At 63.0% G+C, this 26,109-nt stretch carries 25 protein-coding genes and 1 pseudogene; 14 read left to right on the top strand and 12 right to left on the bottom strand.

All coding sequences use genetic code 11. The features are described from left to right. Both B2V21_RS09115 and B2V21_RS09110 read right to left on the bottom strand, forming a co-directional pair. On the bottom strand, window positions 1-1,089 hold a 1,089-nt coding region (locus B2V21_RS09115), incomplete at its 3' end, for a PAS domain-containing protein (protein ID WP_286916666.1). A 105-nt stretch (window positions 1,090-1,194) separates the two neighbouring features. Further along, window positions 1,195-2,151, bottom strand: a complete 957-nt coding sequence (locus tag B2V21_RS09110) for a putative 2-dehydropantoate 2-reductase (protein WP_286916665.1) — start codon at window positions 2,149-2,151, stop codon at window positions 1,195-1,197. A gap of 158 nt (window positions 2,152-2,309) precedes the next feature. Between B2V21_RS09110 and B2V21_RS09105 the strand changes: the two genes are divergently transcribed. Beyond that, window positions 2,310-2,789 (top strand): YajQ family cyclic di-GMP-binding protein, encoded by a 480-nt coding sequence (locus tag B2V21_RS09105; RefSeq protein ID WP_049860634.1) that lies wholly within the window; start codon window positions 2,310-2,312, stop codon window positions 2,787-2,789. A 100-nt stretch (window positions 2,790-2,889) separates the two neighbouring features. Next, a complete protein-coding gene (locus B2V21_RS09100; RefSeq protein WP_286916664.1) occupies window positions 2,890-3,738 on the top strand; it encodes a mechanosensitive ion channel family protein in 849 nt (282 codons plus the stop codon). Between the two features lie 56 nt (window positions 3,739-3,794). Here B2V21_RS09100 and B2V21_RS09095 read toward each other — a convergent pair whose 3' ends face one another. Next, window positions 3,795-5,333, bottom strand: a complete 1,539-nt coding sequence (locus tag B2V21_RS09095) for an AmpG family muropeptide MFS transporter (RefSeq protein ID WP_056845062.1) — start codon at window positions 5,331-5,333, stop codon at window positions 3,795-3,797. A gap of 41 nt (window positions 5,334-5,374) precedes the next feature. Continuing rightward, a complete protein-coding gene (locus B2V21_RS09090) occupies window positions 5,375-5,743 on the bottom strand; it encodes an MGMT family protein (RefSeq protein ID WP_056845063.1) in 369 nt (122 codons plus the stop codon). An 81-nt stretch (window positions 5,744-5,824) separates the two neighbouring features. On the opposite strand from B2V21_RS09090, the gene B2V21_RS09085 reads away from it, so the two are divergent. The 9 genes from B2V21_RS09085 to B2V21_RS09045 all read left to right on the top strand — a co-directional run bounded on the left by B2V21_RS09085 (window position 5,825) and on the right by B2V21_RS09045 (window position 13,588). Then, window positions 5,825-6,832 (top strand): DUF481 domain-containing protein, encoded by a 1,008-nt coding sequence (locus B2V21_RS09085; RefSeq protein ID WP_056845064.1) that lies wholly within the window; start codon window positions 5,825-5,827, stop codon window positions 6,830-6,832. Window positions 6,833-6,988: 156 nt separating this feature from the next. After that, on the top strand, window positions 6,989-7,480 hold the full coding sequence (locus B2V21_RS09080) for an FxsA family protein (protein ID WP_286916663.1): 492 nt from the start codon (window positions 6,989-6,991) through the stop codon (window positions 7,478-7,480). 248 nt (window positions 7,481-7,728) lie between these two features. Next, window positions 7,729-8,022 carry a co-chaperone GroES gene (locus B2V21_RS09075; RefSeq protein WP_043186886.1) on the top strand — a complete coding sequence of 98 codons (294 nt, stop codon included), beginning with the start codon at window positions 7,729-7,731 and terminating at the stop codon, window positions 8,020-8,022. A gap of 45 nt (window positions 8,023-8,067) precedes the next feature. Continuing rightward, window positions 8,068-9,714 (top strand): chaperonin GroEL, encoded by a 1,647-nt coding sequence (groL, locus tag B2V21_RS09070; protein ID WP_049860640.1) that lies wholly within the window; start codon window positions 8,068-8,070, stop codon window positions 9,712-9,714. A gap of 134 nt (window positions 9,715-9,848) precedes the next feature. Then, a complete protein-coding gene (colR, locus tag B2V21_RS09065) occupies window positions 9,849-10,532 on the top strand; it encodes a two-component system response regulator ColR (RefSeq protein WP_043186890.1) in 684 nt (227 codons plus the stop codon). After that, window positions 10,522-11,811 carry a sensor histidine kinase gene (locus B2V21_RS09060; RefSeq protein ID WP_192000203.1) on the top strand — a complete coding sequence of 430 codons (1,290 nt, stop codon included), beginning with the start codon at window positions 10,522-10,524 and terminating at the stop codon, window positions 11,809-11,811. Before colR ends, B2V21_RS09060 begins: the two co-directional genes overlap by 11 nt. Window positions 11,812-11,958: 147 nt before the next feature. Then, window positions 11,959-12,639 (top strand): class I SAM-dependent methyltransferase, encoded by a 681-nt coding sequence (locus tag B2V21_RS09055; protein WP_049860642.1) that lies wholly within the window; start codon window positions 11,959-11,961, stop codon window positions 12,637-12,639. A 5-nt stretch (window positions 12,640-12,644) separates the two neighbouring features. Beyond that, entirely contained in the window at window positions 12,645-13,361 is a 717-nt protein-coding gene (locus tag B2V21_RS09050) for a lipopolysaccharide kinase InaA family protein (protein WP_376787097.1), read from the top strand. Beyond that, window positions 13,361-13,588, top strand: coding sequence for a hypothetical protein (locus tag B2V21_RS09045; protein ID WP_049860644.1), 228 nt, complete (start codon window positions 13,361-13,363; stop codon window positions 13,586-13,588). Before B2V21_RS09050 ends, B2V21_RS09045 begins: the two co-directional genes overlap by 1 nt. A 20-nt stretch (window positions 13,589-13,608) precedes the next feature. On the opposite strand, the gene B2V21_RS09040 is transcribed toward B2V21_RS09045, so the two are convergent. From B2V21_RS09040 to B2V21_RS09010, 7 genes are all read right to left on the bottom strand, one after another. Further along, window positions 13,609-14,718 carry a DUF1513 domain-containing protein gene (locus B2V21_RS09040; RefSeq protein WP_286916661.1) on the bottom strand — a complete coding sequence of 370 codons (1,110 nt, stop codon included), beginning with the start codon at window positions 14,716-14,718 and terminating at the stop codon, window positions 13,609-13,611. Between the two features lie 2 nt (window positions 14,719-14,720). Then, window positions 14,721-15,785, bottom strand: coding sequence for an imelysin family protein (locus tag B2V21_RS09035; RefSeq protein ID WP_286916660.1), 1,065 nt, complete (start codon window positions 15,783-15,785; stop codon window positions 14,721-14,723). 25 nt (window positions 15,786-15,810) lie between these two features. Beyond that, window positions 15,811-17,238 carry a di-heme oxidoredictase family protein gene (locus tag B2V21_RS09030; RefSeq protein WP_286916659.1) on the bottom strand — a complete coding sequence of 476 codons (1,428 nt, stop codon included), beginning with the start codon at window positions 17,236-17,238 and terminating at the stop codon, window positions 15,811-15,813. Between the two features lie 160 nt (window positions 17,239-17,398). Beyond that, window positions 17,399-18,751 carry an imelysin family protein gene (locus B2V21_RS09025; protein WP_049860648.1) on the bottom strand — a complete coding sequence of 451 codons (1,353 nt, stop codon included), beginning with the start codon at window positions 18,749-18,751 and terminating at the stop codon, window positions 17,399-17,401. A 127-nt stretch (window positions 18,752-18,878) separates the two neighbouring features. Further along, a complete protein-coding gene (locus B2V21_RS09020) occupies window positions 18,879-20,948 on the bottom strand; it encodes a putative bifunctional diguanylate cyclase/phosphodiesterase (protein WP_286916667.1) in 2,070 nt (689 codons plus the stop codon). A gap of 257 nt (window positions 20,949-21,205) precedes the next feature. Next, window positions 21,206-21,802, bottom strand: a complete 597-nt coding sequence (locus B2V21_RS09015; RefSeq protein WP_043186911.1) for a superoxide dismutase — start codon at window positions 21,800-21,802, stop codon at window positions 21,206-21,208. A gap of 186 nt (window positions 21,803-21,988) precedes the next feature. Beyond that, entirely contained in the window at window positions 21,989-22,588 is a 600-nt protein-coding gene (locus B2V21_RS09010; protein ID WP_122741502.1) for a LysE/ArgO family amino acid transporter, read from the bottom strand. Between the two features lie 89 nt (window positions 22,589-22,677). Here B2V21_RS09010 and B2V21_RS09005 point away from each other — a divergent pair, with 89 nt between their 5' ends. From B2V21_RS09005 to B2V21_RS08995, 3 genes are all read left to right on the top strand, one after another. Then, window positions 22,678-23,568 carry a LysR family transcriptional regulator ArgP gene (locus B2V21_RS09005; protein WP_286916658.1) on the top strand — a complete coding sequence of 297 codons (891 nt, stop codon included), beginning with the start codon at window positions 22,678-22,680 and terminating at the stop codon, window positions 23,566-23,568. Between the two features lie 137 nt (window positions 23,569-23,705). Continuing rightward, complete coding sequence (locus tag B2V21_RS09000; protein ID WP_286916657.1) at window positions 23,706-24,704, top strand: NAD-dependent epimerase/dehydratase family protein; 999 nt, start codon at window positions 23,706-23,708, stop codon at window positions 24,702-24,704. A 90-nt stretch (window positions 24,705-24,794) separates the two neighbouring features. Beyond that, entirely contained in the window at window positions 24,795-25,634 is an 840-nt protein-coding gene (locus B2V21_RS08995; protein WP_286916656.1) for an ATPase, read from the top strand. A gap of 37 nt (window positions 25,635-25,671) precedes the next feature. Here the strand turns inward: B2V21_RS08995 and B2V21_RS08990 are convergent. Continuing rightward, window positions 25,672-26,109, bottom strand: a pseudogene (locus B2V21_RS08990) (alkene reductase); the annotation flags it as partial.

Below are 26,109 nucleotides of genomic sequence, written 5' to 3'. Positions count from 1 at the left end.
GTCGTCCTTGACCCAGGTCACCCGCTCGATCTTGGCCACCGTGTGTTGTTCCACGGTGGTCTTGAGTTGCGGCAGGAACGGCTTGAGTGGGGCGAACGCGAGAAAGATCGGTTGATTCAGCGCCTCGTCCAGAGGCGTGCCGGAAAGGGCGCTGGCCTCCTGGTTCCATTGGGTGACGTACAGTTGCTCGTCGAGGGCGATGAGTGCCGACGGCATGGAGTCGATGATGCTGTTGAGGTAGTTCTGGAAACCGGTGAGCTTCTTTTCGATCTTGCTGCGCACCTGGACTTCAAGTTCGAGCTTGCGGTTGGTGTGGCGGGTTTCCTCGGCCAGTCCCTGGGCCTGGTCGTAGGCCGCCTGAGACTCGTCGCGGGCTCGCTTGAGCTGCTGTTCGCGCGCCTCGATGCGCGAGAGCATGGTGTTGAAGGCTTCCGCCAGACTGCCGATCTCGTCATGGTTGCCGCGGCCTGCGCGCAGGGCGTAGTTCTCCTCGCGGGTGACCTGGCGCGACAGTTCTTCGAGGCGATAGATGGGCTGGGTGATCAGGCGCTTGATCTGCCGGGCGATGACCAGCCACAACAGCACGCTGAACACCAGGATGCCGAGGCTCGCAGTGAGGGTGCCGGTGTAGAACGCCACGGGCAGCTCGCTGCTGGCCACCAGCAACAGATGGCCGGCGTTGGGCAGTGGCACCAACTGGGTGCTGCGGAATTCGGTGGAACGCCAGCTTTCGATGCTGTCGAAGCGCGCGGGCATCTTCAATCGATCGCCGTGCTGCAACTGGGCCAGGCGCTCGCCCTGGGCATCGTAGATGGCGGCGGCGCGCAGTGGCGAATAGCCATTGAGTTCTTCGAGCAGGGCCTCGGCTTCCTGCGGCGAGCCCACCGCCCGCTGCGCGAGGCTGGGGTTGGCCAGCAGCCGGCCAATGGTTTGCAGGGCCTGGGGTGCCATGCTCTCCTGGGAGATCCAATAGGCCGCGCTGATGAACGTCAGGTTGGCGACCAGCAGCACGGTGGTCAACAGCACCAGCAGGGCGGCCAGCAGTTTCTGGCCAACCGGCAGGTTCTCGAGTCTCTGGCGCAGGGGCATGGGTGTGATCGCTTCCAAGGCAGTGCAGGGCAGAGCCGCAGTGTAGCAAAGTGTGCTGCAGGCACTGTGAGAGCGCTTATTGGCCGAGAAAGGAGCGACGCGGCTTCAGGGCTTGTGCAGGGCCTTGATCAGTCGTGCCTGCAATGTGTGTAGACCCGGCACCTCGCACTGCCGGTCGAGCGCTGCTGCGCAGGCGTAGCCCAGCAGGTAGTCGACCTCGGTTCGGCGACCCTGGTCGACGTCCTGATACATCGAAGAGTAGTTGGCAGCCGTCGCTTGGATGACCCTTAGCACCTCTTCATGCAGCCCGTCGGCGGCGTCTGCCTGGCCACACGCTCGCAGCAGTCGTGCCAGCTCGGCGCACAGCGCGGTCACTTCGTCAGGGTGATCGGCCAACGCCCCGTTGCGACAGCCATACAACACGGTCAGCGGATTGATCGCGCAGTTGAGGGCCAGCTTGCGCCACAGGCGCGATTCGATAGCGTCTGTCCACTGATGCGCGATGCCAGCCCGAGCCAGGTCGGCCAGCAGCGCCGTCGGAGCCTCTGCGCAGTTTGGGTCGGCATCACCCAGCCAGGTCAGTCCCTGCCCGGCGAAGACCGCCTGGAAGTCACCAGCGCGATAGGCCCCTTCGGTCGTCGAAGCATAGATGCAGCGTGTGTGCGGCAGCATCCGCGCTACCGCTTGCTGACTGCCCATGCCGTTCTGCAACAGGATCACTTCGGCGCCCGGCACCAGGCGCGCGGCGACACTGGCGACGGCCGCCTGCGCATCGTAAGCCTTGCACGCCAGCAGCAGACGCGTGATCGGTCCATCACCGGCGACGCTCGTGGCGGGCAGCAGGTGAGCATGGGTCTGCGCGCCTTCGGTCAAGCTCAGCCCACCGGCCTGGAGGTACGCCTGCACCCGTGCGGCATCGCGCAGCAGCAGATGCACCGGCACACCGGCACGAGCCAGTCGGCACGCCCACAACACGCCCAGGCTGCCGACGCCCAGTACATGCCAGGTCCGATCCACTGGCTGCTCGGCCGCAGGCTCATGGGTGGGGTGTTGCTCGCGCATCGCAGACTCGCTCGAAAAATGGATGACCCGCGCCTGAATTCAAGCCGCAGGTGGCCTTTCACAATGCCGGCTCCCTTATAATGAGCGGGCATTTCAATCGTCAAGCCAGGCGCGCTCCTTCTTTCAGCGAGCCGCCGATCATTTTCCGGAGGAAACACATGCCCTCGTTCGACGTAGTGTCCGAGTTGGACAAGCACGAAGTCACCAACGCGGTCGACAACGCCATCAAGGAGCTGGATCGCCGTTACGACCTCAAAGGCAAAGGCAGCTTCGCCTTCAAGGACCTCACGGTCACCTTGACCGCCGAAGCCGAGTTCCAGCTCGAAGCCATGATCGAGATCCTCAAGATGGCCCTGGTCAAGCGCAAGATCGACGTGCAGTGCCTCGAGATCAAGGACGCCTATGCCTCGGGCAAGGAAATGAAGCAGGAAGCCGTGCTGCGCGAAGGCATCGAAAAGGAACTGGCGAAGAAGATCGTCGCCCACGTCAAGGATGCCAAGCTCAAGGTGCAAGCGGCCATCCAGGGTGAGCAGGTGCGCATCACCGGCAAGAAGCGTGATGACCTGCAGGAGGCGATTGCCGCCCTGCGCGCCAAGGAATTCGGCATGCCCCTGCAGTTCAACAACTTCCGCGATTGATGAAACCTTGGGCTGCCCGAGGCGTCGGAGCAGGTGCCCCCGAGGGACGCGATCCCATGTGGTCGGGGGCATACGTGTATTACGGTGGTAGGAGAACCCCATGGATTTGAACGCAGAAGTCGATCATCTGGTAAAGGCTTCACAAGCCTGGATTCCGATGGTCATGCAATATGCCAGCAAGGTCGTCCTGGCGCTGGTGGTGCTGTGTGTAGGGTGGTGGCTGATCAACAGGGTCACCGCCAGCCTGCAGAAACTCTTGGCGTTGCGGCATATCGACCTGGCGTTGCAGCGTTTCATCGGCACCTTGGCCAACGTCGTTTTGAAGATTCTGCTGTTGGTCAGCGTCGCCTCGACCATCGGCATCGAAACCACTTCGTTCGTCGCTGCCATCGGTGGTGCGACCGTGGCCATCGGCCTGGCTCTGCAAGGCAGCCTGGCGAACTTCGCTGGCGGCGTGCTGATCCTGCTGTTTCGTCCTTTCCGCATCGGTGACTGGATCGAAGCTCAGGGTGTGAGCGGTACCGTCGACTCCATCCAGATCTTTCACACCGTATTGCGCACCGGCGACAACCGCACGGTGATCCTGCCCAACGGCAACCTGTCCAACGGCATCATCACCAACACCAACCGTCAGCCCACGCGCAAGATCACCTTCGACATCGGCGTGGACTACGACGCCGACCTGCAGAAGGCCCGCGAGATCCTGCTGGACCTGGCCAAGGACCCGCGCGTGTTGCAGACACCGGCACCCGAGGCCGTGGTGGCCGCCCTGGGCGACAGTTCGATCACCGTGTCCCTGCGCATATGGGTGAACACCGGCGACTTCGGCGGAGTGACCAACATGCTCAACGGCGAGATTCGCGATCGCCTGCGCGCCGAGGGTATCGACATTCCGTTCCCGCAGCGGGTCATCCGCGTGATGCAGGAAGAAGCCAAGCAGCCAGTCTGAGCCGTCTTGCGAGGCGTAACGAAAAAGCCCCGGTCGTCATGGCCGGGGCTTTTTTGTCACGTCGCTTCTTCGTCGGGCCCCTCGCGGGCGATGCGCGCATTCTCCTGCTTCCAGTGCAGGGCGATCAGCAGCAGCGTCGGCACGCCGAGCAGGGCGGTGATCAGGAAGAAGTTGTGATAGCCGAACTTCTCGACCATGACCCCTGAATAACCACCGATCAGGCGCGGCAGCAGGAGCATGATCGAGCTCAGCAGCGCATATTGCGTGGCCGAGAACTTGAGGTTGGTCAGGCTCGACAGGTAGGCGACGAAGGCCGAGGTGGCCAGGCCGGAACTGAAATTGTCCAGCGAGATGGTCAACACCAGCATCTTCAGGTTCGGCCCCATGTCGGCCAGCATCAGGAACAGCAAATTGGTCCCGGCCGAAGTGATGCCGCCGATGAACAGGATCGGCAGGATGCCGAAGCGCACGATCAGCAAGCCGCCGAAGCCGGCGCCGAGCAGGGTCATGATCAGGCCGAAGATCTTGCTGACGCTGGCGATCTGGTCCTTGGTGAAGCCCTGGTCGATGTAGAACACGTTGGCCATGACCCCCATGACCGTATCGGACATCCGATAGGTCGCGATCAGCCCCAGCAGCAGCAAGGCTTGCCAGCGGTAGCGCAGAATGAAGTCGTTGACCGGGGTCAGCACCGGCGCCAGCCCGCGGCGACCGACCGACGACAGGCACGCGGCGGTCAGAATGATGTAGAGCAGGGCACGCAGAAATGCCCGGTCTTCGAGCAGCAGGTCGATCAGGCTCTGGCTGCCGAACAGCACGCTGGCGAAATCGGTGTTGTACAGCTGGGTGAACATGGCCGGTACCGACACCAGCAGCACGATCAGCACGAACACCGACATCAATTGATGGCTGAAGCCGTAGCGCGCCGCCGACAATTGCGTGCGCAGCGCCACCGGCGGTTCACGCATGACCAGGGTGGTGATCAGCGCTGGCACCATCAACAAGCCGAACAGCAGGTAGGTGTTGGCCCAGGCCTGATGCAGATAGGCGAATCCCGTGGAGCCGAAGCCTTCGGCGAAATACAGGGCACCGGCGGTGGCCAGCAGCGCGGCCACACGGTAACCGGCCATGTAGCTGGCAGCGAGGGCGGCCTGGCGCTGATCTTCGGCGATCTCCAGGCGGTAGGCATCCACGGCGATGTCTTGGGTGGCCGACGCGAAGGCGACCACGACGGCAATGGCGATCAACCACGACAGATGTTTTTGCGGATCGCAGAAACTCATGCCCACCAGACCGAGAATCACCAGTGCCTGTGCCAGCACCAGCCAGGAGCGCCGCCGCCCCAGCTTGCCGAGCAGCGGCAACCGCCATTGGTCGAGCAGCGGCGACCATACCCATTTGAAGGCATAGGCCAGACCGATGAGGCTGGCATAGCCGATGGTTTCACGGGCGACGCCTGCTTCACGCAACCACACCGAGAGGGTCGAGAACACCAGCATGTACGGCAGGCCGGCAGCGAAACCGAGCAGCAGAAGCACAACGGTGGAAGGGCTGGCATAAGCGGCGAGCGCGGCGCGCCAGGTTTTACGGGGCATGGGCTGGAATCTGCCTCAGTTTGCGAAACAAAGCGCGCACTCTAACCGCATGCTTGCTCTGGACGCCAGCCATGGCGTGCCATATCGACGCGATTCTTCATGATCAGTACGCCTTCGCTGCGCAGGCGCGCCCGTTGTTCGGCGCCGCTGGACGTTCCCGCCTCAAGGCTCAGCCGCCCGCCGGCGGCGACCACGCGATGCCAGGGTAGACGGGTGCCGTCCGGCAGTTGGCTCAAGGTTCGCCCGACCCAGCGCGCCGCGCGACCGAGCATGGCCAGTTCGGCGAGCTGCCCATAGGTCACGACTTTGCCTTCTGGCACTTGAGCCAGCACGGTGTAGAGCGCGGTGCGGCGAATGGCCGCGGCCTGATCGGGGTCATTCTGCAGTTGAGAATTGAACTCGTCTGTCATCTGAGTGTCTGTCCTTGCTCGGATCTAGTCCTACCGAATAATGCCGCATTTCCTACACATCAGAGCCCCCAGAATCTGCCTATGTTGCCTAGAACCCTGCTGTGCCTTGCCCTGGCTTCCACTTCTACCGCGACCTTTGCCGATACGGTCTGGCTGAAAAACGGTGACCGCATTTCCGGCAAGATTACCGTGTTCGACGGTGGCAAGCTGATGATCAAGACCGAATACGGCGGCTCGATTCCGCTGGACTGGAAACAGATCAAGACCATGGAGAGCGATCAAGAGCTTCTGGTCAAGCAGGATGACTACATGGGCGAGAAACCCAAGTCGATCAAAGCCGCCGAGGATGGCAAGGTCATCCTGCAGAACGGTGAGGCGCCCAAGACCGTCGAACTGGCCAGCATCCAGCAGATCATCAAGCCCAAGCCCGTGGTCACCGACCTGCAGATCAAGGGCAATGTCGACATGGGCCTGGACTACAAGCGCGCCGAAACCGATACCGACGACTATAACGTCGCCTTCAAGACCACCGCCCGGCACGGCAAGTGGCGCCACATCGGCTCGGGCGAGTACAACCGCGAGTCCCAGGACAGCGTCGTCACCACTGACAATTTCGCCTTGGAATACTCCCTCGACCGCTTCTTCACCGATCAGTGGTTCTGGCAAGGGCGCCTGGATTACAAGCGCGACAAGATCGAAGACCTGGAGCGCCAGCGCACCATCGGTACCGGTCCTGGCTACCAGTTCTGGGATGACGAACTCGGGGCGTTCTCGCTGGGCGGCCTGTTCAACCGCACCGACTTCCAATACGCCGACGGCGACAAGGACAACTTCTATTCCGTGGCCATGAAGTGGGACTACAACCGCTACCTGATCGGCAAGACGGTGGAGTTCTTCACCAACGGCGAACTTGGCAAGCCGATCAGCAACGTGGCCGATTACAGCCTGGATGCCGAAGTGGGCCTGCGCTACAAGGTTACCGAATGGGCATCGCTCAATCTCAAGGCCGAAAAGGACCTGGTCAGCGGCACCAGTGGCGCCGACCTCGACAGCACCCGTTACACAGCTGGTTTCGGCGTCGCCTGGTAACCTTGCAATACGCCGACACATGTCCGCAAGGCCGCGAGGGACGCGGGTTTTGCGGGCATGTGCGGTGCCATCGATTCGCCCCTGCCTTGAATTAACGATTTATTGACGTCATCTAGGGTCTACTGGAAGGCATTCTTCCGTAGAGGAAACCATTTGATGCGCGCTTTTCTATTGCTGTTCCTGTTGTTCCCCGTATTGGAACTGTACGTCTTCTTCAAGGTGAGCACTGCAGTCGGGTTTTTCCCCGCGCTGTTGCTCATCATTGCCGGCTCGGTGCTGGGTGTATTGGTGATGCGCGTGGCCGGCCTGGCCACGGTTCTGCGCACCCGCGCCAGTCTGCAGCGGGGCGAGCTGCCTGCCGAGCAGATGTTCAATGGCCTGGTCACCGCAATGGGCGGTGTCCTGCTGATCGTGCCCGGCTTCATCACCGATGTGTTCGGCGTGCTGTGCCTGCTGCCCTTCACCCGGCATTTCCTGATCCGCAAGGTGCGGGAGCGGGCCCAGGCGCAGGCCATGCGCCAGCGCGCGTTCGCCGATGACATGCCACCCTCGGGTGGTTCGACCCAGGCCTATCGCGCCCACGTGATCGAAGGCGAGGTCATCGAAGGTGAAGTGGTCGGACGCGAAACAGGGCGTACCGATCGCTGAAAAATGCCTTGCAGCGTGTCGACGGCGCCTTCGGGCGCCGTTTCTTTTGGCCGTCGGCATGGAAATTTTTCACCCTGGCCCTTGTAATCCCGCGCGCCGACCTCATGTATGGGTCACCGCAAGGTTTGTGGCATCAGCGCCACACATGTTTCCGCGTCTTGCGCTGCAAGACGCGACCGGTTACGCCGGAAGATCCACGCCGCCGGTACACACCGGCCGATGAAAACCATAATTAGGAGAGATCGACAATGAAGCTTCGTCCTCTGCATGACCGCGTCGTTATCCGTCGCAGCGAAGAAGAGTCCAAAACCGCTGGCGGTATCGTTCTGCCAGGTTCGGCCGCTGAAAAACCCAACCGTGGCGAAATCGTCGCAGTGGGCACCGGCAAGATCCTGGATAGCGGCGAAGTCCGCGCGCTGGCCGTCAAGGTGGGTGACAAGGTGGTCTTCGGCCCTTACTCGGGCAGCAACACCGTCAAGGTCGACGGTGAAGACCTGCTGGTGATGAGTGAGAACGAAATCCTCGCCGTCGTCGAAGGCTGATACCACTGAACGCCCGTTACTCCCCAGTATTCAAGGAAATCGATCATGGCTGCTAAAGAAGTTAAATTCGGCGACTCCGCCCGCAAGAAAATGCTCACTGGCGTCAACGTCCTGGCTGACGCGGTAAAAGCGACCCTGGGCCCGAAAGGCCGTAACGTGATCATCGAGAAAAGCTTCGGCGCTCCGACCATCACCAAGGACGGCGTTTCCGTTGCCAAGGAAATCGAGCTCGAAGACCGTTTCGAAAACATGGGCGCGCAGCTGGTCAAAGACGTTGCCTCCCGTGCCAACGATGACGCAGGCGACGGCACCACTACCGCTACCGTTCTGGCTCAAGCCATTGTCAACGAAGGCTACAAGGCCGTCGCTGCTGGCATGAACCCGATGGACCTCAAGCGCGGCATCGACAAAGCGACCATCGCCGTCGTTGCTGAGCTGAAAAACCTGTCCAAACCATGTGCCGATACCAAGGCTATCGCTCAGGTCGGCACCATCTCCGCCAACTCCGACAGCTCCATCGGCGACATCATTGCCGAAGCCATGGAAAAAGTCGGTAAAGAAGGCGTGATCACCGTTGAAGAAGGCACTGGCCTGGAAAACGAACTGTCGGTTGTAGAAGGCATGCAGTTCGACCGTGGTTACCTGTCCCCGTACTTCGTCAACAAGCCGGAAACCATGGTTGCCGAGCTGGACAGCCCGCTGATCCTGCTGGTCGACAAGAAAATCTCCAACATCCGCGAAATGCTGCCGGTGCTGGAAGCCGTTGCCAAGGCCGGTCGTCCGCTGCTGATCGTTTCCGAAGACGTCGAAGGCGAAGCCCTGGCGACTCTGGTCGTGAACAACATGCGCGGTATCGTCAAAGTCGCTGCCGTCAAGGCGCCTGGCTTCGGTGACCGTCGCAAGTCCATGCTGCAGGACATCGCCGTATTGACCGGCGGCACCGTCATCTCCGAAGAGATCGGCCTGAGCCTGGAAAGTGCCACCCTGGAGAACCTGGGCAGCGCCAAGCGCGTGACCATCTCCAAGGAAAACACCATCATCGTTGACGGTGCTGGCGTTGAAGGCGACATCCAGTCCCGTATCAACCAGATTCGTCAGCAGATTGGCGAAACTTCCTCGGACTACGACCGTGAAAAACTGCAGGAACGTCTGGCCAAGCTGTCTGGCGGCGTTGCAGTGATCAAGGTAGGCGCTGGTTCCGAAGTTGAAATGAAAGAGAAGAAAGCCCGCGTTGAAGACGCCCTGCACGCAACCCGCGCAGCCGTCGAAGAAGGTGTGGTTCCTGGCGGTGGCGTTGCGCTGATCCGTGCTCTGGAAGCGCTGACCAACCTGACCGGCGACAACGCCGACCAGAACGTCGGTATCGCTGTACTGCGTCGCGCAGTCGAAGCACCGCTGCGCCAGATCGCTGCCAACTCCGGCGACGAGCCAAGCGTTGTGGTCAACGAAGTCAAGAACGGCGCAGGTAACTACGGTTACAATGCTGCAACTGGCGTCTACGGCGACATGATCGAAATGGGTATCCTGGATCCTACCAAGGTGACCCGTTCGGCATTGCAGGCTGCAGCTTCCATCGGTGGTCTGATCCTGACGACCGAAGCAGCCATCGCTGACAAGCCGAAAGCCGAAGGCGCAGCTGGCGGCGGCATGCCAGACATGGGCGGCATGGGTGGCATGGGCGGCATGATGTAAGCGAGCCCTCGCGCTCTACCTGTTTACAGGTAAGAAAAACCCCGGCCAGTCATGGCCGGGGTTTTTTTATGCCTGCCCAGCCTATAAGCTGCGCGAGCCCCGTCGGGGCGACAGCAGCACTCGGAGATCTGCCCATGCGAATCCTATTGGTTGAAGACAACCGCGACATCCTGGCCAACCTGGCCGATTACCTGGGTATGAAAGGCTACACCGTCGACTGCGCCCAGGACGGTCTGTCCGGCCTGCACCTGGCGGCCACCGAACATTACGACCTGATCGTGCTCGACATCATGCTCCCGGGCATCGACGGCTATACGCTGTGCAAGCGCCTGCGCGAAGACGCGCGACGCGATACGCCGGTGATCATGCTCACTGCACGCGATCAGCTCGATGACCGCCTGCAGGGCTTTCGTTCCGGTGCCGACGACTACCTGCTCAAGCCGTTCGCGCTGTCCGAGTTGGCGGCGCGCATCGAAGCGGTCCTGCGCCGTGCCCAGGGCGGTGGTCGTCGCTCGCTGCAGGTCGGCGATCTGATCTACGACCTCGACACCCTGGAAGTCACCCGCGAGGGCCGCCTGCTCAAGCTCAACCCGGTGGGCCTCAAGCTGCTCGCCGTGCTGATGCAGAAGAGCCCCCATGTGCTGCGCCGCGAAGTGCTGGAAGAAGCCCTGTGGGGCGATGACTGCCCCGACAGCGACAGCCTGCGCAGTCACGTCCACCAGTTGCGTCAGGTGATCGACAAACCGTTCGACAAGCCTCTGCTTCACACCGTGCATGGCGTGGGTTACCGCCTCGCCGAAGGCCGCGATGGAGTTTAAGCAGAGCCTCGCACAACGCATCATCATCGCCTTTGCCTTGATGAGCGCCCTGGTGGCGGGCGCTTTCGCGGTCGGTATCGTGGCCACCGTGCACCTGGTCGAAGAACGGTTGATTTCCGCAGGCCTGGGCGGCGACCTGCAGCGCCTGCTGCTGATGGACAACGGCGCCGACTGGAGCCACCGCCCCGAACCCGACCAGTTGTTCTACTACGATGGAGGTCCCGGCGAATTCGAGCTGGCGCCGGACGTGAAACATTTGCCGGTCGGCTTCCACGAGGTGTTCCGCGACAAGTTGTCCTACCACGCGATGATCCAGGTGGTCGACGGCCGTCGCTACGCCCTGTTGCAGGACCAGAGCGATTTCGAAGAGCGTGAGCGCGTGCTGTTCGCCGTGGTACTGGTGGGTTTCGTTCTCAGCCTGGCCCTGGCGATCTTTCTCGGCTGGGTGCTGGCGCGCAAGGTCATGGCGCCCGTCGTGCGCCTGGCGCGTCAGGTCCGCCATCGTGATCAGATCCTCGGCATGGCGCCGCCCCTGGCGCCGGACTACACGGCCGACGAAGTCGGTGAGCTGGCCGTGGCGTTCGATGCCACCCTTGGCCGCCTGCGCGATGCACTGACCCGCGAGCGCCTGTTCACCAGCGACGTCAGCCATGAATTGCGCACGCCGCTGATGGTACTAGCCAGTTCCTGCGAACTGCTGCTGGAAAATCCGGCACTGCCCGAGCGATCGCGCGCCCAGGTACAGCGCATCGCGCGCGCCTGCGAGGACATGCGCGATCTGGTGCAGACTTTCCTGATGCTGGCGCGCGCTCAGCGCGATGACAGCGGCCGCGTGGCACCAGCCACCCTGGGGCAGGTCGCCGAAGACCTGATGACGCAGTGGAGACCGGCGATCGAAAAGAAGGGCCTGAGCCTGGAGTTCGTTGCTGGAACGCCTTTGGCGCAGACCTACAACGGTACCTTTCTACACGCCGTGATGGGTAACTTGTTGCGCAACGCGCTGCATTACACCGACCAAGGCTTCATCCGCCTGACGCTCGACGCAACCAGCTTCCATGTGGAAGACAGCGGCGTGGGCATTCCCGAGGCTCAGCGAGAGGCCATGTTCCAGCCGTTCGTGCGCGGCCCTGAAAAGCGCGGAGAGGGGCTGGGCCTGGGGTTGTCGCTGGTTCAGCGCATCTGCGAAGACCAGGGCTGGCAGGTTCAGTTGGAGCCTGTCGAACCGCACGGCTGTCGCTTCACCATCGAACTTGGATTGGGCAAGCACGCATTGGCCTGATGCTTGCTTCCAACTGCCGCGTGCCATTACTGTAGGAAATATCCTGTATCACCTAGGAAATTTCTGACAAATTTTTCACAGTGACATGACCTGGCCATGACGGTTGGATGAATAAGGTGTGCGCCATCTGTCCTAGAGGCGTGCCCCATGTCCGATCCCGTCAAGTTGGAATTTTCCGAGAAGTATGACCGCGCCCACGCGCAGAAATATTTTGATAAACATCGCAACAGTTTTGCTCGACGCATGTCACACAGGCGCGACGAGCAACTGGCCCGTAAGGCACTGGCGCTGGTCGGCGAGCCTGGCCTGGTGCTGGACCTGCCGTGTGGTGCCGGTCGCTTCTGGCCGCTGCTGGCCGAGAAGCACAACCGCGTGATCATCGGTGCGGACAATTCGGCGGCGATGGTCGAAACGGCGTGCGCCTCGCAACCCAAGGAGATCGTGGAGCGGGTGCAGCCGTTGCAGACCTCGGCGTTCGATATTGCGCTGCCGGACAATTCGGTAGACAGCATCTTTTGCATGAGGTTGCTGCACCACATCGGTGAAGCCGAACACCGCCTGACCATTCTCAGGCAGTTTCACCGGGTAACCCGTGACAGCGTGGTGTTGTCGCTGTGGGTCGACGGCAACTTCAAGGCCTGGAAGCGTGAGCGGGCCGAACAGCGTCGACGTCTGCGCAACGATCAGGACGAGTATCAGAACCGCTTCGTGTTGCCTGCGGCAACCGTGGAAGCGGAGTTCATCCAGGCCGGTTTCCGTATTCAGGAGCGCCTGGACTTTTTGCCGATGTACGCCATGTGGCGAGTATACGTTCTACGTAAGGGGTAAGCAGGATGGCGGTTGAGGGCATGACGGCAGGCACGGTAAGCGGCAAGGCCGGCTTCGATCACTACTGGCGGCAGCAGGGCGCGTGGGTGGAGGAGCCCAACGTGCGCCGTGGCGGCGAAAGCGGCGTGCAACGCCTGTTCGCGGCCGACGGGCAGATGATCTACGTCAAACGTCAGGTCGGACACATCTATCGCAGCTGGCTGCACCCGTTTGGTCGTCCCACGGTATTGCGCGAACGCGATGCGTTGACCGCGCTCTACCAACTGGACGTCAACGTGCCGAAGATGATCTTCTGTGGCACCCAGCGCGACGAGAACAACGAGTGGCAAGCACTGCTGGTGACGAAGTCGCTGGACGGTTTCGAAGAGTTCGAGCATTGGTTGCAGGGTGGCGGTCGCGAGCGTCATGGCGAAGCAGTCTACGAACAGGTTCTGCAGAGCCTGGCGACCAACCTGGCGCGCATGCACCGCGGACGCTGGCAACACAGCTGTATCTACATCAAGCACGTATTCGTCCGCGTGACGGGCGAAGGTAGCAATGCGCGCGGTGAAGTGGCGCTGCTGGACCTGGAGAAGTGCCGTCAACGCATGACCGCTCAGCAGGCGGCCTCACACGACATGAAGCAGCTGCGTCGCCATTCGTCGTTCAGTGATCCGGACTGGCGCAAGCTGATCTACCTTTATGAGGCGGCATTCGGCAGCTCCATCAAAGGTTTACAGTGATGAAACTAGAAATCGCACGAGGTTTGTTTCTGGTGGCGGCGCTAGGCGTGGCCACCGCGGCGGTAGCAGCGTGGGAACAACCGCGCTCGGCCATCCTCAGCGCTGCCCACGGCGAGGGCAACTGTCCGTTGCCGCGCTCGCAGAAGGCGCAGATGGCCGTCACTCCGGACAAGGATTTCATCCTGTTCATGCTTGGCCTGAGCCAGGGCGTACGCACTCAGGGGTAAGGCACCCAGCTCACCTGTATTCAAGCCACGTTCAGGTGCAGGTACAGGTGATTGTCCCAAAGCCCCGACGGCAGTTGCAGCGGCGCTCCCACCAGCTGTGGAGCGCGGCAGTCGTAGTAGCGGCAGCGGCCTTGCCCCGAGGTCACCACGAAACCATCTTCCACGGCACCGACGCCCGCGCAATCGGGCAGAGTGCCGTCGTGTTTCACCGCACCGCTGTCCATGTCCCAGATGAAGAAACGGTTGGCCCTGGGCGCGGTGAGTGCCACCAGGCGCAGTTCGCTGTGCACTGCGACGCTGGCGGTGTAGTGCCCCATCGACTGCAATTGTTCCAGCGAAACAGGGAAGGCCTGAAAGGCCTGGCCCGGTCGCTTGACGGCCAGCAGCGGGGCGCTCTCGTGGCTCGGGCCCATGAACTGCTGACAGGCGAACACGGTATCGTCGGCACTGATCGCCAGATGCCGCACGCTGTTCATCGGCTGCTCCAGGCATTCCTTGCTCAGCAGCGAGCCATCGCGACGCATCATCACCAGGCTGGGCTGCATGGCGTCCAGGTTCATCTCGACCCGGCTTTCAGCTTCGGTGCGGATGCCACCGTTGGCCACCACCAGGGTTTCGCCGTCCGTCATCCATGACACCTGATGCGGGCCGATACCGTGGGTGGACAACTCGCCGCTGTGCACCAGGCGCCCATCGACGAAGCGATAGACACCCAGCACGCCACGGCCTGGATCGGTGGTGTCGTTCTCGGTGGCATACAACCATTCGCCGTCCTTGTGAATCACGGCGTGGCCATAGAAATGCCGATCAGGGCGCGATTCCAGGGTTTGCAGCAGCGCCCCATCGCGCAGGTCGATCAGGTAACTCTGGGTGCCGGGACGACGCGCGACGAAGATGGCCACCGGCAAGGTCGGGTGGTCGACGATGTCATGACAGCGTTGGCCGACCTGGGTGGCGAACACCTCACGGCCGTCCAGCCGATAACCCACGGCGTAGTGCCCGCCATCGGCATCGTCCCGGGCTGACAGCAACAGCGGTTCACGCTGTGCGTGCCTGGACAGTGTCCAATTGCCCAGGGTGAGGGCCTTGAGCAGCACTTGGGTCAGCTTCTGCGCCGAGCGTGCGATCATCGTCAGTCACCGTCGTTGGCATTGAAGCCCAGCTGGATGTTCAGGGCGCGGGCCAATTCGCCTTCGTGCAGGCGGTGGACCACGTTGAGGCTGTCATAGAGGGTGTTGAGAAACTGTTTGCCGGCATCGTCGCCAAGCAGGTCGCCCAGGCTGCGCGTGTTGCTGTCGAGCAGCTTCATGGACGTAGCGTAGGCCGCATCGATCTTGTCCGCCAAGGCTTTCTGGTCGCTGGGCAGCAGGCCGCGCAGGCCCTTGTTGTCGACGCCGACCCAGACGGTCTGCGCGGCCGCCAGACTGGCCCGCACGCTGTGTATCGACTGGACGCTTCGCCAGGCTTCGGCCTGGTAGGGTTGGGCGATGCCCTTGGTGAGGCGGCCCATGGGCGCGCCGAGCTTCTTCTTCAGGGTGTCGAGTGCGGTGACCTGGGCCCGCAGGACGTCGGCGATGGCCTCGTGGGAATCGGCGTAGCGCTGGTTGGGAAACTTGGTCATCTGCGCAAGCATGCCGTCGGCGCTGTTCCAACTGGCGAGAATCTCTTCGGCCAGTGCTTTCTGGTGCTCGCCGATGGCAGTGAGCAGCGGGCAATAGCGAGCCTTCTGCGCGGCATCGGCAATTTCCGGCTTGCTGTCGAAAAGGATGTACTCGTACGCCGACAGGCCCTGCACCACCACGCTGGCCTTGGCCAGGCTCTGTGCATCGATGGGTTGCTCGGCGTTGGCGAGCTGCTCGACCTGGCGCCCGACCAGGTTTTTCTTGTCCGGCCAGAACTGCACCGACCAGGCCTTGTTGCCTTCGGCCAGCGGGCCGATCAGCAAGGGTTGCAGCTCGGCCCAGGCTTTTTGCGCCTTGAGGAAATCAGCGCGCGCGGCGTCCAGTGGCTGGGAGCCTTGGCAGAATGCCAGGGCGCTGGCGGCCAGTTGCCGATCGGCTTCTACCCAACGGCTATAAGTCGGCAGGATGACCTGCTTGGCGATGGCAGCACTGGTGACGGCTTGCTGGTCTTGGGGCGAGCAGGCGCCCAGTGCCAGGGCAGCGAGGCCGGTGAAGAGCAGCTTGGGACGGAACATGTAGGCTCCTGAAACGTGTAGTCATCTAGAGAGAGTTCAAGAACGCCAGCAGCGCAGCGCGCTGCTGGTCGTCGAATTGCAATACCTGCTGTTTCGCCGCTTCGGCCTCGCCGCCGTGCCACAGCACGGCCTCGAGCAGGTTGCGCGCACGGCCGTCGTGAAGGAACTGGCTGTGCCCGCTGACCGTTTCGCTCAAGCCGATGCCCCACAGCGGCGGCGTCCGCCAGTCCTGTGCGCCGGCCTTGAACTCGCTGCGTCCGTCGGCCAAGCCTGGGCCCATGTCGTGCAGCAGCAGATCGGTATAGGGGCGAATCGTCTGGTTGCGCAACTCCGGTTCCGCGGCGTCGCTTGCCGTGGTGTATTGCGCCACATGGCAACCCTGACAGCCAGCCTGGTAGAACAGATTCTTGCCGGCCAGCACCTGCGCAGAGTCGACGTCGCGGCGTGCAGGTACGCCCAGGTTGCGGGTGTAGAACAGCACCAGGCGCAGAATGTTATCACTGACTTCGGGTTCGCCGCCCGGGCCATTGCCATTGATCGCCCCACGGCAGGCGGTTTGCGCCGCCGTGCACTCATCGAACGGACGCAGCGAAGTGGTCAGCCCCATGTCGCCGGAGAAGGCATGCACATTCTGCTGATTCAGGTTGGGCTGCCCGGCTTTCCAGCCGAAGCGGCCGAGCACGGTACGGCTCTGGGCATCGTCCCATACCTGGTTGGGCCGACCCTTGATCGGGCCGGCGGTCTCGGCCTGGTGACGGGCATTGGCCAGGATGTCCTGCTCGCTGATCGCTTCGAGCAGGCCCAGACCGATCATCGGTGGCGCGATCCGCGCGGAGAAGCGTGTATCGGGATGCAGGTCGCCGTAGCCCAGTTGGCTGATCTGCAACTGCGGCTTGCGCAGTTCGATCTGCGTACCGTCCTTGAAGCGCACCGGCACGCTCTGGTAGGTCACCCGTACCTTGCCTTCAGGGGCGTGACCGGGGATGGCCATGTCCTGCAATTGCGTGCCATAGACCGGTTCGGGCACCACGCCCAGACGCTCGATCTCGCGCAGGTAGTTCGGGCTGTCGGGCAGCGACAGGCGTACCAGCATGGACACGGCACTCAGCGCGTCGTCCTCGGGTGGGTGGCCGCGACCGTCCTTGATGTGGCAGTTCTGGCAGGCATTGGTGTTGAACAGCGGCCCCAGGCCGTCGCGCGCGGTGGTGGTGGATGGCGCGATGACCCACGGGCTGCGGAAGAAACTGTTGCCCACGCTGAAATCCAGGCGCCGGACCGGTGACAGATTGGCCGAAGGCATGGAGTAGGCGTTGACGTCGAATTTGCGCACCGTGGCCTGGCCCGCGCTGTTCGCTTCGCCAGGTTCGGCCTGGGTGAAGCGCGGGGCGTCGTCGCACCCGCCCAGGCCGCAGGCCAGAAGCAGAGAGACGAAGCAGGGCAGGGCTGTGCGCATGGTCTGGAAGCTGTGGGAATCGGTTGAAAGTTTGGCGATGGGGCTGTGAAAGCCTGGCGGGCAGCGGACTCGCCGCCCGCTTCGCCTCTACGGGCTTTCGAGCCTTGGGTGAACGGGCTGCACCGGACGCGCGAGTGCCTGTCGGTGCAGCCCGGATCGATCAGAACTCGTGGTCGGCGGTGTCCGGGTTGAGATCGGTAATACCCAGTTTGCCGGCGGCCTGCTCGATAGCGCCGGTCTGCTTGACCAGGGCGGCGATGGCATCGCGCACCACTTGCTGGCCGGCGGCGTTATCGCTGCTGATCAGCTGGTCGAAGTGCTCGCCCTTGTTGGCGCGGTCGACGATGGCCTGCATCTTGGCTTCGGTGTCGGCCAGGTCGGCCTTCAACGCGGTATCGGTGGCCGGGTCGGCCTTGGCCACCAGCGAGGACAGGCTTGCACCGGTCAGCTTGGTGCCGTCGGTACGGGTGTACTCGCCCAGGTAGACGTTGCGGATACCCTTGGCATTGTAGAACGCCGAGTTGTGCGTGTTGTCGCTGAAGCAGTCGTGCTCGTCTTCCGGCGAGTTGGCTTCCAGGGCGACCTTCATGCGCTCGCCGGCCAATTCGCCGAGGGACAGGCTGCCCATGCCGAAGAGCATCTTGCGCAGGCCGCTGTCGACCGGCTCGCCCACCAGGGTGGCGCGGTAGTTGTCGGCGACGTTGGGTTTCCAGTTGGCGAGCATCTCTTCGAGGTCGCTGACCAGTAGGTCGGTGACGGCCTTGAGGTAGGCACGACGACGGTCGTTGTGGCCACCGGTGGCACCGGCGCCTTCCAGGTAGTCGGACGCTGGACGGTTGCCGGCGCCTGGGCCGGTACCGTTTAGGTCCTGGCCCCAGAGCAGGAATTCGATGGCGTGGTAGCCGGTAGCGACGTTGGCTTCCGAACCACCGAGTTCGTTCAGGCTGGCGAGCTTCTCGGGCGTGATGTCGCTGACGTCGACCTTGTCTTCACCGACCTGGATGATTTTGTTGGCGATGATGTTGGCGGTAGCGCCGGGGTTGCCCAGGGCGTGCTCGTAGCTCTTGTCGGTGTAGTCGATCAGGCCTTCGTCCAGGGGCCAGGCGTTGACCTGACCTTCCCAGTCATCGATCAAGGTATTGCCGAAACGAAAGGTCTCGGTCTGCAGGTACGAAGGACGCGAGGCAACCCAGGCATCGCGCGCAGCTTTCAAGGTGGCGTCGCTGGGCGCGGCAAGGAAGGCGTCGACGGCTTTCTGCAATGCCTGAGCGGTGGTCAGGGCATCTTCGAACGTGGCGTGCACGATGTCCGCGTAGTGGGCGACCACGGCCTTGGCCGCAGCCTCGTCGAGGGTGCCGGAAGCCGTGGGCACCGCAGCCGGGGCCGCCGGCGCTGAGGCGGCCGGGGCTGGGGTCTGGGCGGCGGTGGTGGTTTGCTTGTCCTTGCTGTCGCAGCCGGCAAGAGCGATGGCGATGGCCAGCAGACTGGCGGTGGCCAGGGGCGTACGAATCATGGCGAAATCCTGCGTCAAGAGTGGCGAGCGGGCGCGCGGAGGGCGCGCAAAACTGCGCCATAATGCGAAAGATATGCATTTTCTGTAAAGGGCTAATGTGAAAAAAGCTTCAGGCTGACGCGTTGCGCTAACTCTGCGACGGCGTCGAGGTGAGGTGGGTACGGCTGCGCTCCGATTGCTTGAGCAGGGCCGTCAACTCACGCGCCGCCAGCGGCTTGCTGTAGAGGTAGCCCTGACCTTCGTGGCAACCCTGGGCGACGATGTAGGCCTCCTGCTCCAGAGTTTCGACACCTTCGGCGATGACCTGCATGTTCAGGCTCTTGCCCAGCTGGATGATGGCCCGCACGATGGTCGCGTCATCCTCGTCGCTGAGCACGTCCTGGACGAAACTCTTGTCGATCTTGATCTTGTCCAGAGGCAGCGACTTCAGGTAACTGAGCGACGAATAACCGGTGCCGAAGTCGTCGATGGCAATCAGCGCGCCCGAGCGGCGCAGGCTCAGCAGGTGCTGCGCGGCCGTGCTGATGTCTTCCATGAGGCCGGTTTCGGTCACCTCCAGCTCCAGGCTGCGCGGCGGCAGGCGGTACATTTGCAGGATGTTGCTGACGACGCGGGGCAGTTCGTTGTGGTGCAACTGCACCGTGGACAGGTTGACTGCCATGCGCAGGCCGATGAAGCCCTGGTCATGCCACTCGCGCAACTGGCTGCAGGCCTGATTGAGGACCCATTCGCCGATGGCGATGATGCTGCGGTTCTGCTCGGCCAGGGGGATGAACTGATCGGGGGGAACCAGGCCGTGTTCCGGGTGCTGCCAGCGCAGCAGCGCCTCGACGCCGACGATACTGTGGTCGCGGTAGCTGATCTGCGGCTGGTAGACCAGGTGCAGTTGATTGCGCGCCAGTGCCTCGCGCAGGTCCTTTTCCAGCTCGCGGCGTCGGCGCATCTCGGTGTCGACGCTGGCGATGTAGAACTGGTAGCGGTTGCGCGAACGGACCTTGGCCAGGGTCATGGTCTGCTCGGCTTTCTGCAGCAGCTTCTCGGTACTGTCGCCGTCTTCGGGAAACAGGGTGATGCCGATGGTGGCGCGCAGGCGGATCGAATGCTCGTCGAGCGCGAAAGGGGCATCGAGGTCGTCGAGAATGCGCTGCGCCAGCTCCGCTGCCTTGTAGGGCTGTTCGATGTCCGCCTGAACCAGCGCGAACTGGTCGCCGCCCAGGCGTGCCAGGTTGCCGAACCTGCCGCTGTGGGCCCGCAGGCGGTCGGCCAGGGCGCGCAGCAGGAGGTCGCCCGTCTGGTAGCCGAACTGCTCGTTGATGCCCTTGAAGTCATCCAGGCCGACGCACAAGACCGCGACCCGACGCTGCAGGCGATGCGCGTCAAGCAGGACCTTGTCCAGTTGTTGCTGCAGTTGCACGCGGTTGGCCAGGCCGGTCAGCACGTCGTGCTGGGCCATGTGCAACATGCTGTCTTCGGCTTCGTGGCGCAGCTGGGTGTTGCGCTCGATGGACGCCAGGAGCTGGTTGGCCGTGTTGACCCACAGGCCCAGCTCATTGTGCTCATGACCGCGTGGCAACGGCAGTTGGTATTCACCAGGCCGGTCGGGATTGATCTGCAGCAGGTGTTCGATGATTCGTGACAGCGGCTTGGTCAGCAGCCAGTGATAGATCAGGTACAGCAACAGACCCAGGGCCAGGGCGCGCAAGGTGCCGGAAATGAAGATGATCACCGAGCTGACGATGAAGTCCTCGCCATAGGTGGCGGTGTCCAGGGTGATGTGCAGGTCGCCGTAGTATTCGCTGAACGGGCCGCGACCGACCAGGCGGGTGCTGAAGCTGCGCTCCTGGCCCAGGATGCGATCGGTCAGCCAGCGGCTGCTCAAGCTCTGCAGTGGGCGCGAGCGTTCGGCCAGCATGGCTTCGTCGGGGTGGCCGATGGACGCTTGACGCACCGCTTCATCCTGAAACAGTCCTTCGATCACCTGCATGCCCATTTCCCGGTCCAGGCTGTAAAGCGCCTGGGTCGAAGGGTCGCGGAACATGGCCAGGATCCGCTCGGCGTCGGCGGAGATGGCCTGGCGGGTCTTGTAGCCATCGAAGACGATCTGCGCACAGCTGAGCACCATGCCCACGACCAGGGCCGACACCAGCACCGCGCGAAGCAACTTGACGGACAAGCTGTTCCTGACTTCCAGCTTCAATGGCAATTCCTTGTGTCGAACGCTTGGCATCAAGATGCCACGAGTATTGGCAACTTACCGTGGGCCGTAAAGCCACAAATGAACGCGAATCGTACCGATTGTCTCGAATGGCGACAGGCGCGCCAGTGTGTCGGCCGGCCTGGATGCATTCTTGAGCGACAATCTGGCAACAAGCTGGACGGGAAGTGCCATCGGCGAATGCAGGCGGGCACAAAAAAGCCCGGCACGAAGGCCGGGCTTTTCAGAAACGATGTGGCTTATGCAGTGAAGGCGCGGCCTTCGTACTGCTGGGCCACGAAGTCCCAGTTCACCAGGTTCCAGAACGCCTCGACATACTTCGGACGCACGTTGCGGTAGTCGATGTAGTAGGCGTGTTCCCAGACGTCGCAGGTCAGCAGCGGGGTGTCGCCGTTGGTCAGCGGGTTGCCGGCACCGATGGTGCTGGCCAGGGCCAGGGAGCCGTCAGCTTTCTTCACCAGCCAGCCCCAGCCGGAACCGAAGGTGCCGACCGACGTCTTGGTGAATTCTTCCTTGAACGTGTCGAACGAACCGAACGCGGTGTTGATGGCTTCGGCCAATGCACCGGTAGGCTGGCCACCGGCGTTGGGCGCCAGGCAGTTCCAGTAGAAAGTGTGGTTCCAGACCTGGGCGGCGTTGTTGAAGATGCCACCGGACGACGACTTGACGATTTCTTCGAGGGTCTTGCCTTCGAACTCGGTGCCAGGCACCAGGTTGTTCAGGTTCACGACATAGGTGTTGTGGTGCTTGTCGTGGTGATACTCCAGGGTTTCCTTGGAGATGTGCGGCTGCAGGGCATCGTGGGCGTAGGGCAGCGGCGGCAATTCGAAAGCCATGGTGATTCTCCTAATCAGGTCAGTTGCGGTTTGCGCACGGCCGATCACGGGCGGCCTGAGAAACGTCGGCGAGTTTTTACTCTTTGCGACGCAGTACCGGATCATAGCATCGGCATGGGGCCTTAACCACGCAACAACTGTGTGGGATAGAGGTTCCAGAGCCTTTGCCAGGTCAGACTGACGGTTTCAGGCGAACACCAGTTGCGCCGCGACTGCGAACATCATCACCGCCACCATCAGGTCGAGCAGGCGCCAGGTGGTGGGACGTGCCAACCAGGGGGCCAGCCAGGCCGCAGCCAGGGCCAGGCCGAAGAACCACACCAGCGACGCACTGGTGGCGCCGGCCACATAGGCCGCCGGTACGCTTTGCTGGGCGCCCAGTGAGCCGATCAACAGCACCGTGTCCAGGTACACATGGGGATTGAGCAGGGTCACCGCCAAGGCACTCAGCAGCACCGCCTTGCGCGAGCGCAGCCCGGTATTGTCGGCCCGTTCCAGGCTCTGCCGCGAGCAGGCACGGCGCAACGCCTGGGCGCCGTACCAGAGCAGGAACAGAGCGCCGCCCCAGCGCGCCACCGCCAGCAGCGTCGGATTGTGCGCCAGTAGCGTGGCCAGGCCGAACACACCGGCGGCCACCAGCAGCGCGTCACAGGTCACACACAGCAGGGCCACGGGCAGGTGATGCTCGCGGCGCAGGCTCTGCGCCAGAACGAACGCATTCTGCGTGCCGATCGCCATGATCAGGCCGAACGAAACCAGCAAACCATTCAGGTAACTCTGCCACATCGGTGTTTCTCCCTTTAGAAGCTGGCCATTGTGAGGACTGGCGCGGTATAAGAAAAACCAATAGTGCTGATCACTCATTAGGAAAACTGATGTTCGATTACAAGCTGCTCGCCGCATTGGCTGCCGTGGTGGAACAGACCGGGTTCGAGCGTGCTGCGCAGGTGCTGGGCTTGTCGCAATCGGCGGTGTCGCAGCGGATAAAACTGCTCGAAGCGCGGGTGGGTCAGCCGGTGCTGATCCGTGCCACGCCACCGGCGCCCACCGATATCGGTCGGCGCCTGCTCAACCATGTGCAGCAGGTGCGCTTGCTCGAGCGTGATCTGCAGGGGCAGGTGCCGACGCTGGATGAGCAGGGCATGCCCGAGCGCCTGCGCATCGCCTTGAATGCCGACAGCCTGGGCACCTGGTGGGCGGGGGCGGTAGGTGAGTTCTGCATTCGCGAGCAGTTGCTTCTGGACCATGTGGTGGAGGATCAGGACGTCGGCCTCAAGCGCATGCGTGCCGGTGAAGTGGCGGCCTGCCTGTGTGCCAGCGAGCGGCCTCTGGCCGGCGCGCGCAGTCTCTTGCTGGGGGCCATGCGCTACCGGGCGCTGGCCAGCCCCGGCTTCATGGCGCGGCATTTTCCCGACGGGTTCGCCCCGGCCCATCTGCCGCGCACGCCCGCACTGGTGTTCGGCCCCGACGACTATCTGCAACACCGCTTTCTGGCATCGCTGGGTCTGGCCGAGGGCTTTCTCCATCACCTGTGCCCCTCGTCCGAGGGGTTCAACCGTTTGGCCAAGGCCGGCATGGGTTGGGGCATGGTGCCAGAACTGCAGGTCGAGGACGCGCTGGCCGAGGGCAGTCTGATCGAGATCTGCGTCGGACATCCGGTGGATGTGCCGCTGTACTGGCATCACTGGCGCAACGGCGGACAGCTGCTCGAACGGCTCACGCAACATCTGCGCGACGGTGCCGGGAGCTGGTTGGTGCCGCTGTGAGCCCTGCGCGCGTCTATCGGTAGCAGGCGTCGTCCAGGCGTGCAGTGCACGCCAGTAAATCACCTCGAAGCACGCGGCAAAGCCCTTTTCCAGGCGAGCTGCGGTTACACATTGATCGATGTACAGCGGAGCAATTCATGAAGATTCTGGTCACCGGCGCAAGCGGCTTCATCGGCGGACGCTTCACGCGTCTGGCGCTGGAGCAGGGGCTTGAGGTGCGCATCAATGGTCGCCGGGCCGAAGGGGTGGAGCATCTGGTTCGACGCGGTGCACAGTTCACCCAGGGTGACTTGCTCGACCCCGATCTGGCCAAGCGCCTGTGCATAGGCATCGATGCGGTGGTGCATTGCGCCGGGGCCGTGGGTAACTGGGGCCGCTACCAGACGTTTCATCAGGCCAACGTCGAAGTCACCGAGAACGTCGTCGAGGCCTGTCTCAAGGAGCATGTGCAACGGCTGGTGTATCTGTCGTCGGCGGCGGTGTATGTCGACGGCCGCAGCCACCTCGGACTCAAGGAAGAGCGGGTGCCGAAGCGCCTGCGTGGCCATGAGGCGCGCACCAAGTGGCTGGCCGAGCAGAAGGTCCTGGGCGCCGCCGAGTTCGGCCTGGAAACCGTCGTGCTGCGCCCGCATCGGGTGACCGGCGCTGGCGACGGGCAGCAGTTCGCACGGCTGATCGAGCGGCAGCGCAAGAATCGCCTGCGGATCATCGGTGACGGCTTGAACAAGGTCGATTTCACCAGTGTGCAGAACCTCAACCAGGCACTGCTGGGCGCGTTGTCGGCGGGCGATACCGCGCTCAATCAGGTCTACAACATCAGCAATGGCGCGCCGATACCGTTGTGGGACGTGATCAACTACGTGATGCGCCAGCTCGAATTGCCCCAGGTGCAGCGCTATCGCGATTTCGGCCTGGCCCACGGCAGCGCTGCGCTCGGCGAGGCGGCCTGCCTGCTCTGGCCCGGCCAGCCTCGGCCGCGACTGTCGCGCTACGAGGTGCAGGCGCTGCACGAGCATTTCACGCTGGATATCAACCGCGCCCGACACTACCTGGGTTACGACCCGCGGACCTCGCTGTGGGCATCGCTGGATGAGTTCTGTGGCTGGTGGCGTGCCCAGGGCGCGCCCGGCGCCTGAGCCAATTGCCTCGGTGGTCGGTCGATGACCACCGTTGCGAGGTTATACTCGCGGTCCCGGCCATTACCCCGTGACACAAAGGTTTCTCACATGCGCAAAGATGCCCGCGACGACTTCGACGACAACCTGCCCAGCCTGCGCGGCGATACCCGCGACGATGACGACTTCGCCCCGGTGGGCGGCGGGCGCGAGCGCGAGGCGTTGTACTCGCGCAACACCCCGGTGGTGCGCGTCAAGGCGCCCAGCACCGGCGCGCTGTGGGCACTGATCGGGGCCTTGTTCATCGCCTTGGGCGGGCTGGGGTGGTGGAGCTTCCAGCAGATCAACCTGATGGAGCAGCAGTTGGTGGCGACCCAGGAAAGCTTCGCGCGCATCAGCGAAGAAGCGGCGGGGCGCCTACAGGACATCAGTGGCAAGGTTGCCAACACCCAATCCACTGCCGTGTCGGGCAGCGAAGCGATGCGGGCCGAGATCAAGCAGTTGCAGGACCAGTTGGCACAGCAGACCCAGCAGCAGAGTGGTGTGGCCGGTCAGCAGAGCACCTTGCAGACACGTCTGGAGCAGGCGGCGTCGCAAGTGGCCGCGCAGCAGGCGCTCAACGAGCAGTTGCAGGCGCAGTTGAAGAGCCTGGGCAGCGAGCTTGCCGCACTCAAGCAGGCCCAGCCGGATACCGGCAAGTTGCAGGCACGCCTGGATAGCCTGGACGGCGAGCTGGCCGCATTGAAGAAGAGCAACCCCAGCGCGCAATTGGAGCGTCTGGAGCAGGACCTGATCGTGCTCAAGAGCGAGCAGGAGAATCGCCCGGCGGCCAGCAGTGGGCCGAGCGTCAATGAATTCGATGCGTTTCGCGGGCAGGCGACGCGCAGCTTGACCACCTTGCAGAGTCAGGTGCAGAACCTGCAACAGCAGATCAGTCAGCTGCGGCGCTGAACGGCCGGGCGCGCCTGGTAGCGGCCCGGCCTGCCGCTTACATGCGCGGGTAGTCCAGATAGCCAGCAGCGCCCTTGGCGTAGAACGTTTCAGGGTGTGGCTCGTTCAGCGGTGCATCGGCCTGCAGGCGCTCGGGCAGGTCGGGGTTGGCGATGTACGGCACGCCGAAGGCCACGGCATCGGCGATGCCGTTGGCCAGGGCAGCGTTGGCCGAAGCCTTGTCGAAACGCTCGTTGACGATGTACGGACCGCCGAATGCATCACGCAGTTGCGCGGCCAGGCTGTCTTCCCCTTCCTTCTCGCGGGCACAGATGAACGCGATGCCACGCTTGCCCAGCTCGCGGGCCACATAGGTGAAGGTTTCGGCGCGGTTGGCGTCGCCCATGTCATGCAGGTCGGCGCGTGGCGAGAGGTGCACGCCGACACGGTCGGCGCCCCAGACGTCGATGGCCGCATCGGTCACTTCCAGCAGCAG

This window comes from Pseudomonas sp. UBA6276 (assembly GCF_002438365.1).
Taxonomy (GTDB): domain Bacteria; phylum Pseudomonadota; class Gammaproteobacteria; order Pseudomonadales; family Pseudomonadaceae; genus Aquipseudomonas; species Aquipseudomonas coleopterorum.
Note: the sequence above shows the minus strand (reverse complement) of the source record. Positions and strands in the feature narration are given on the sequence as shown.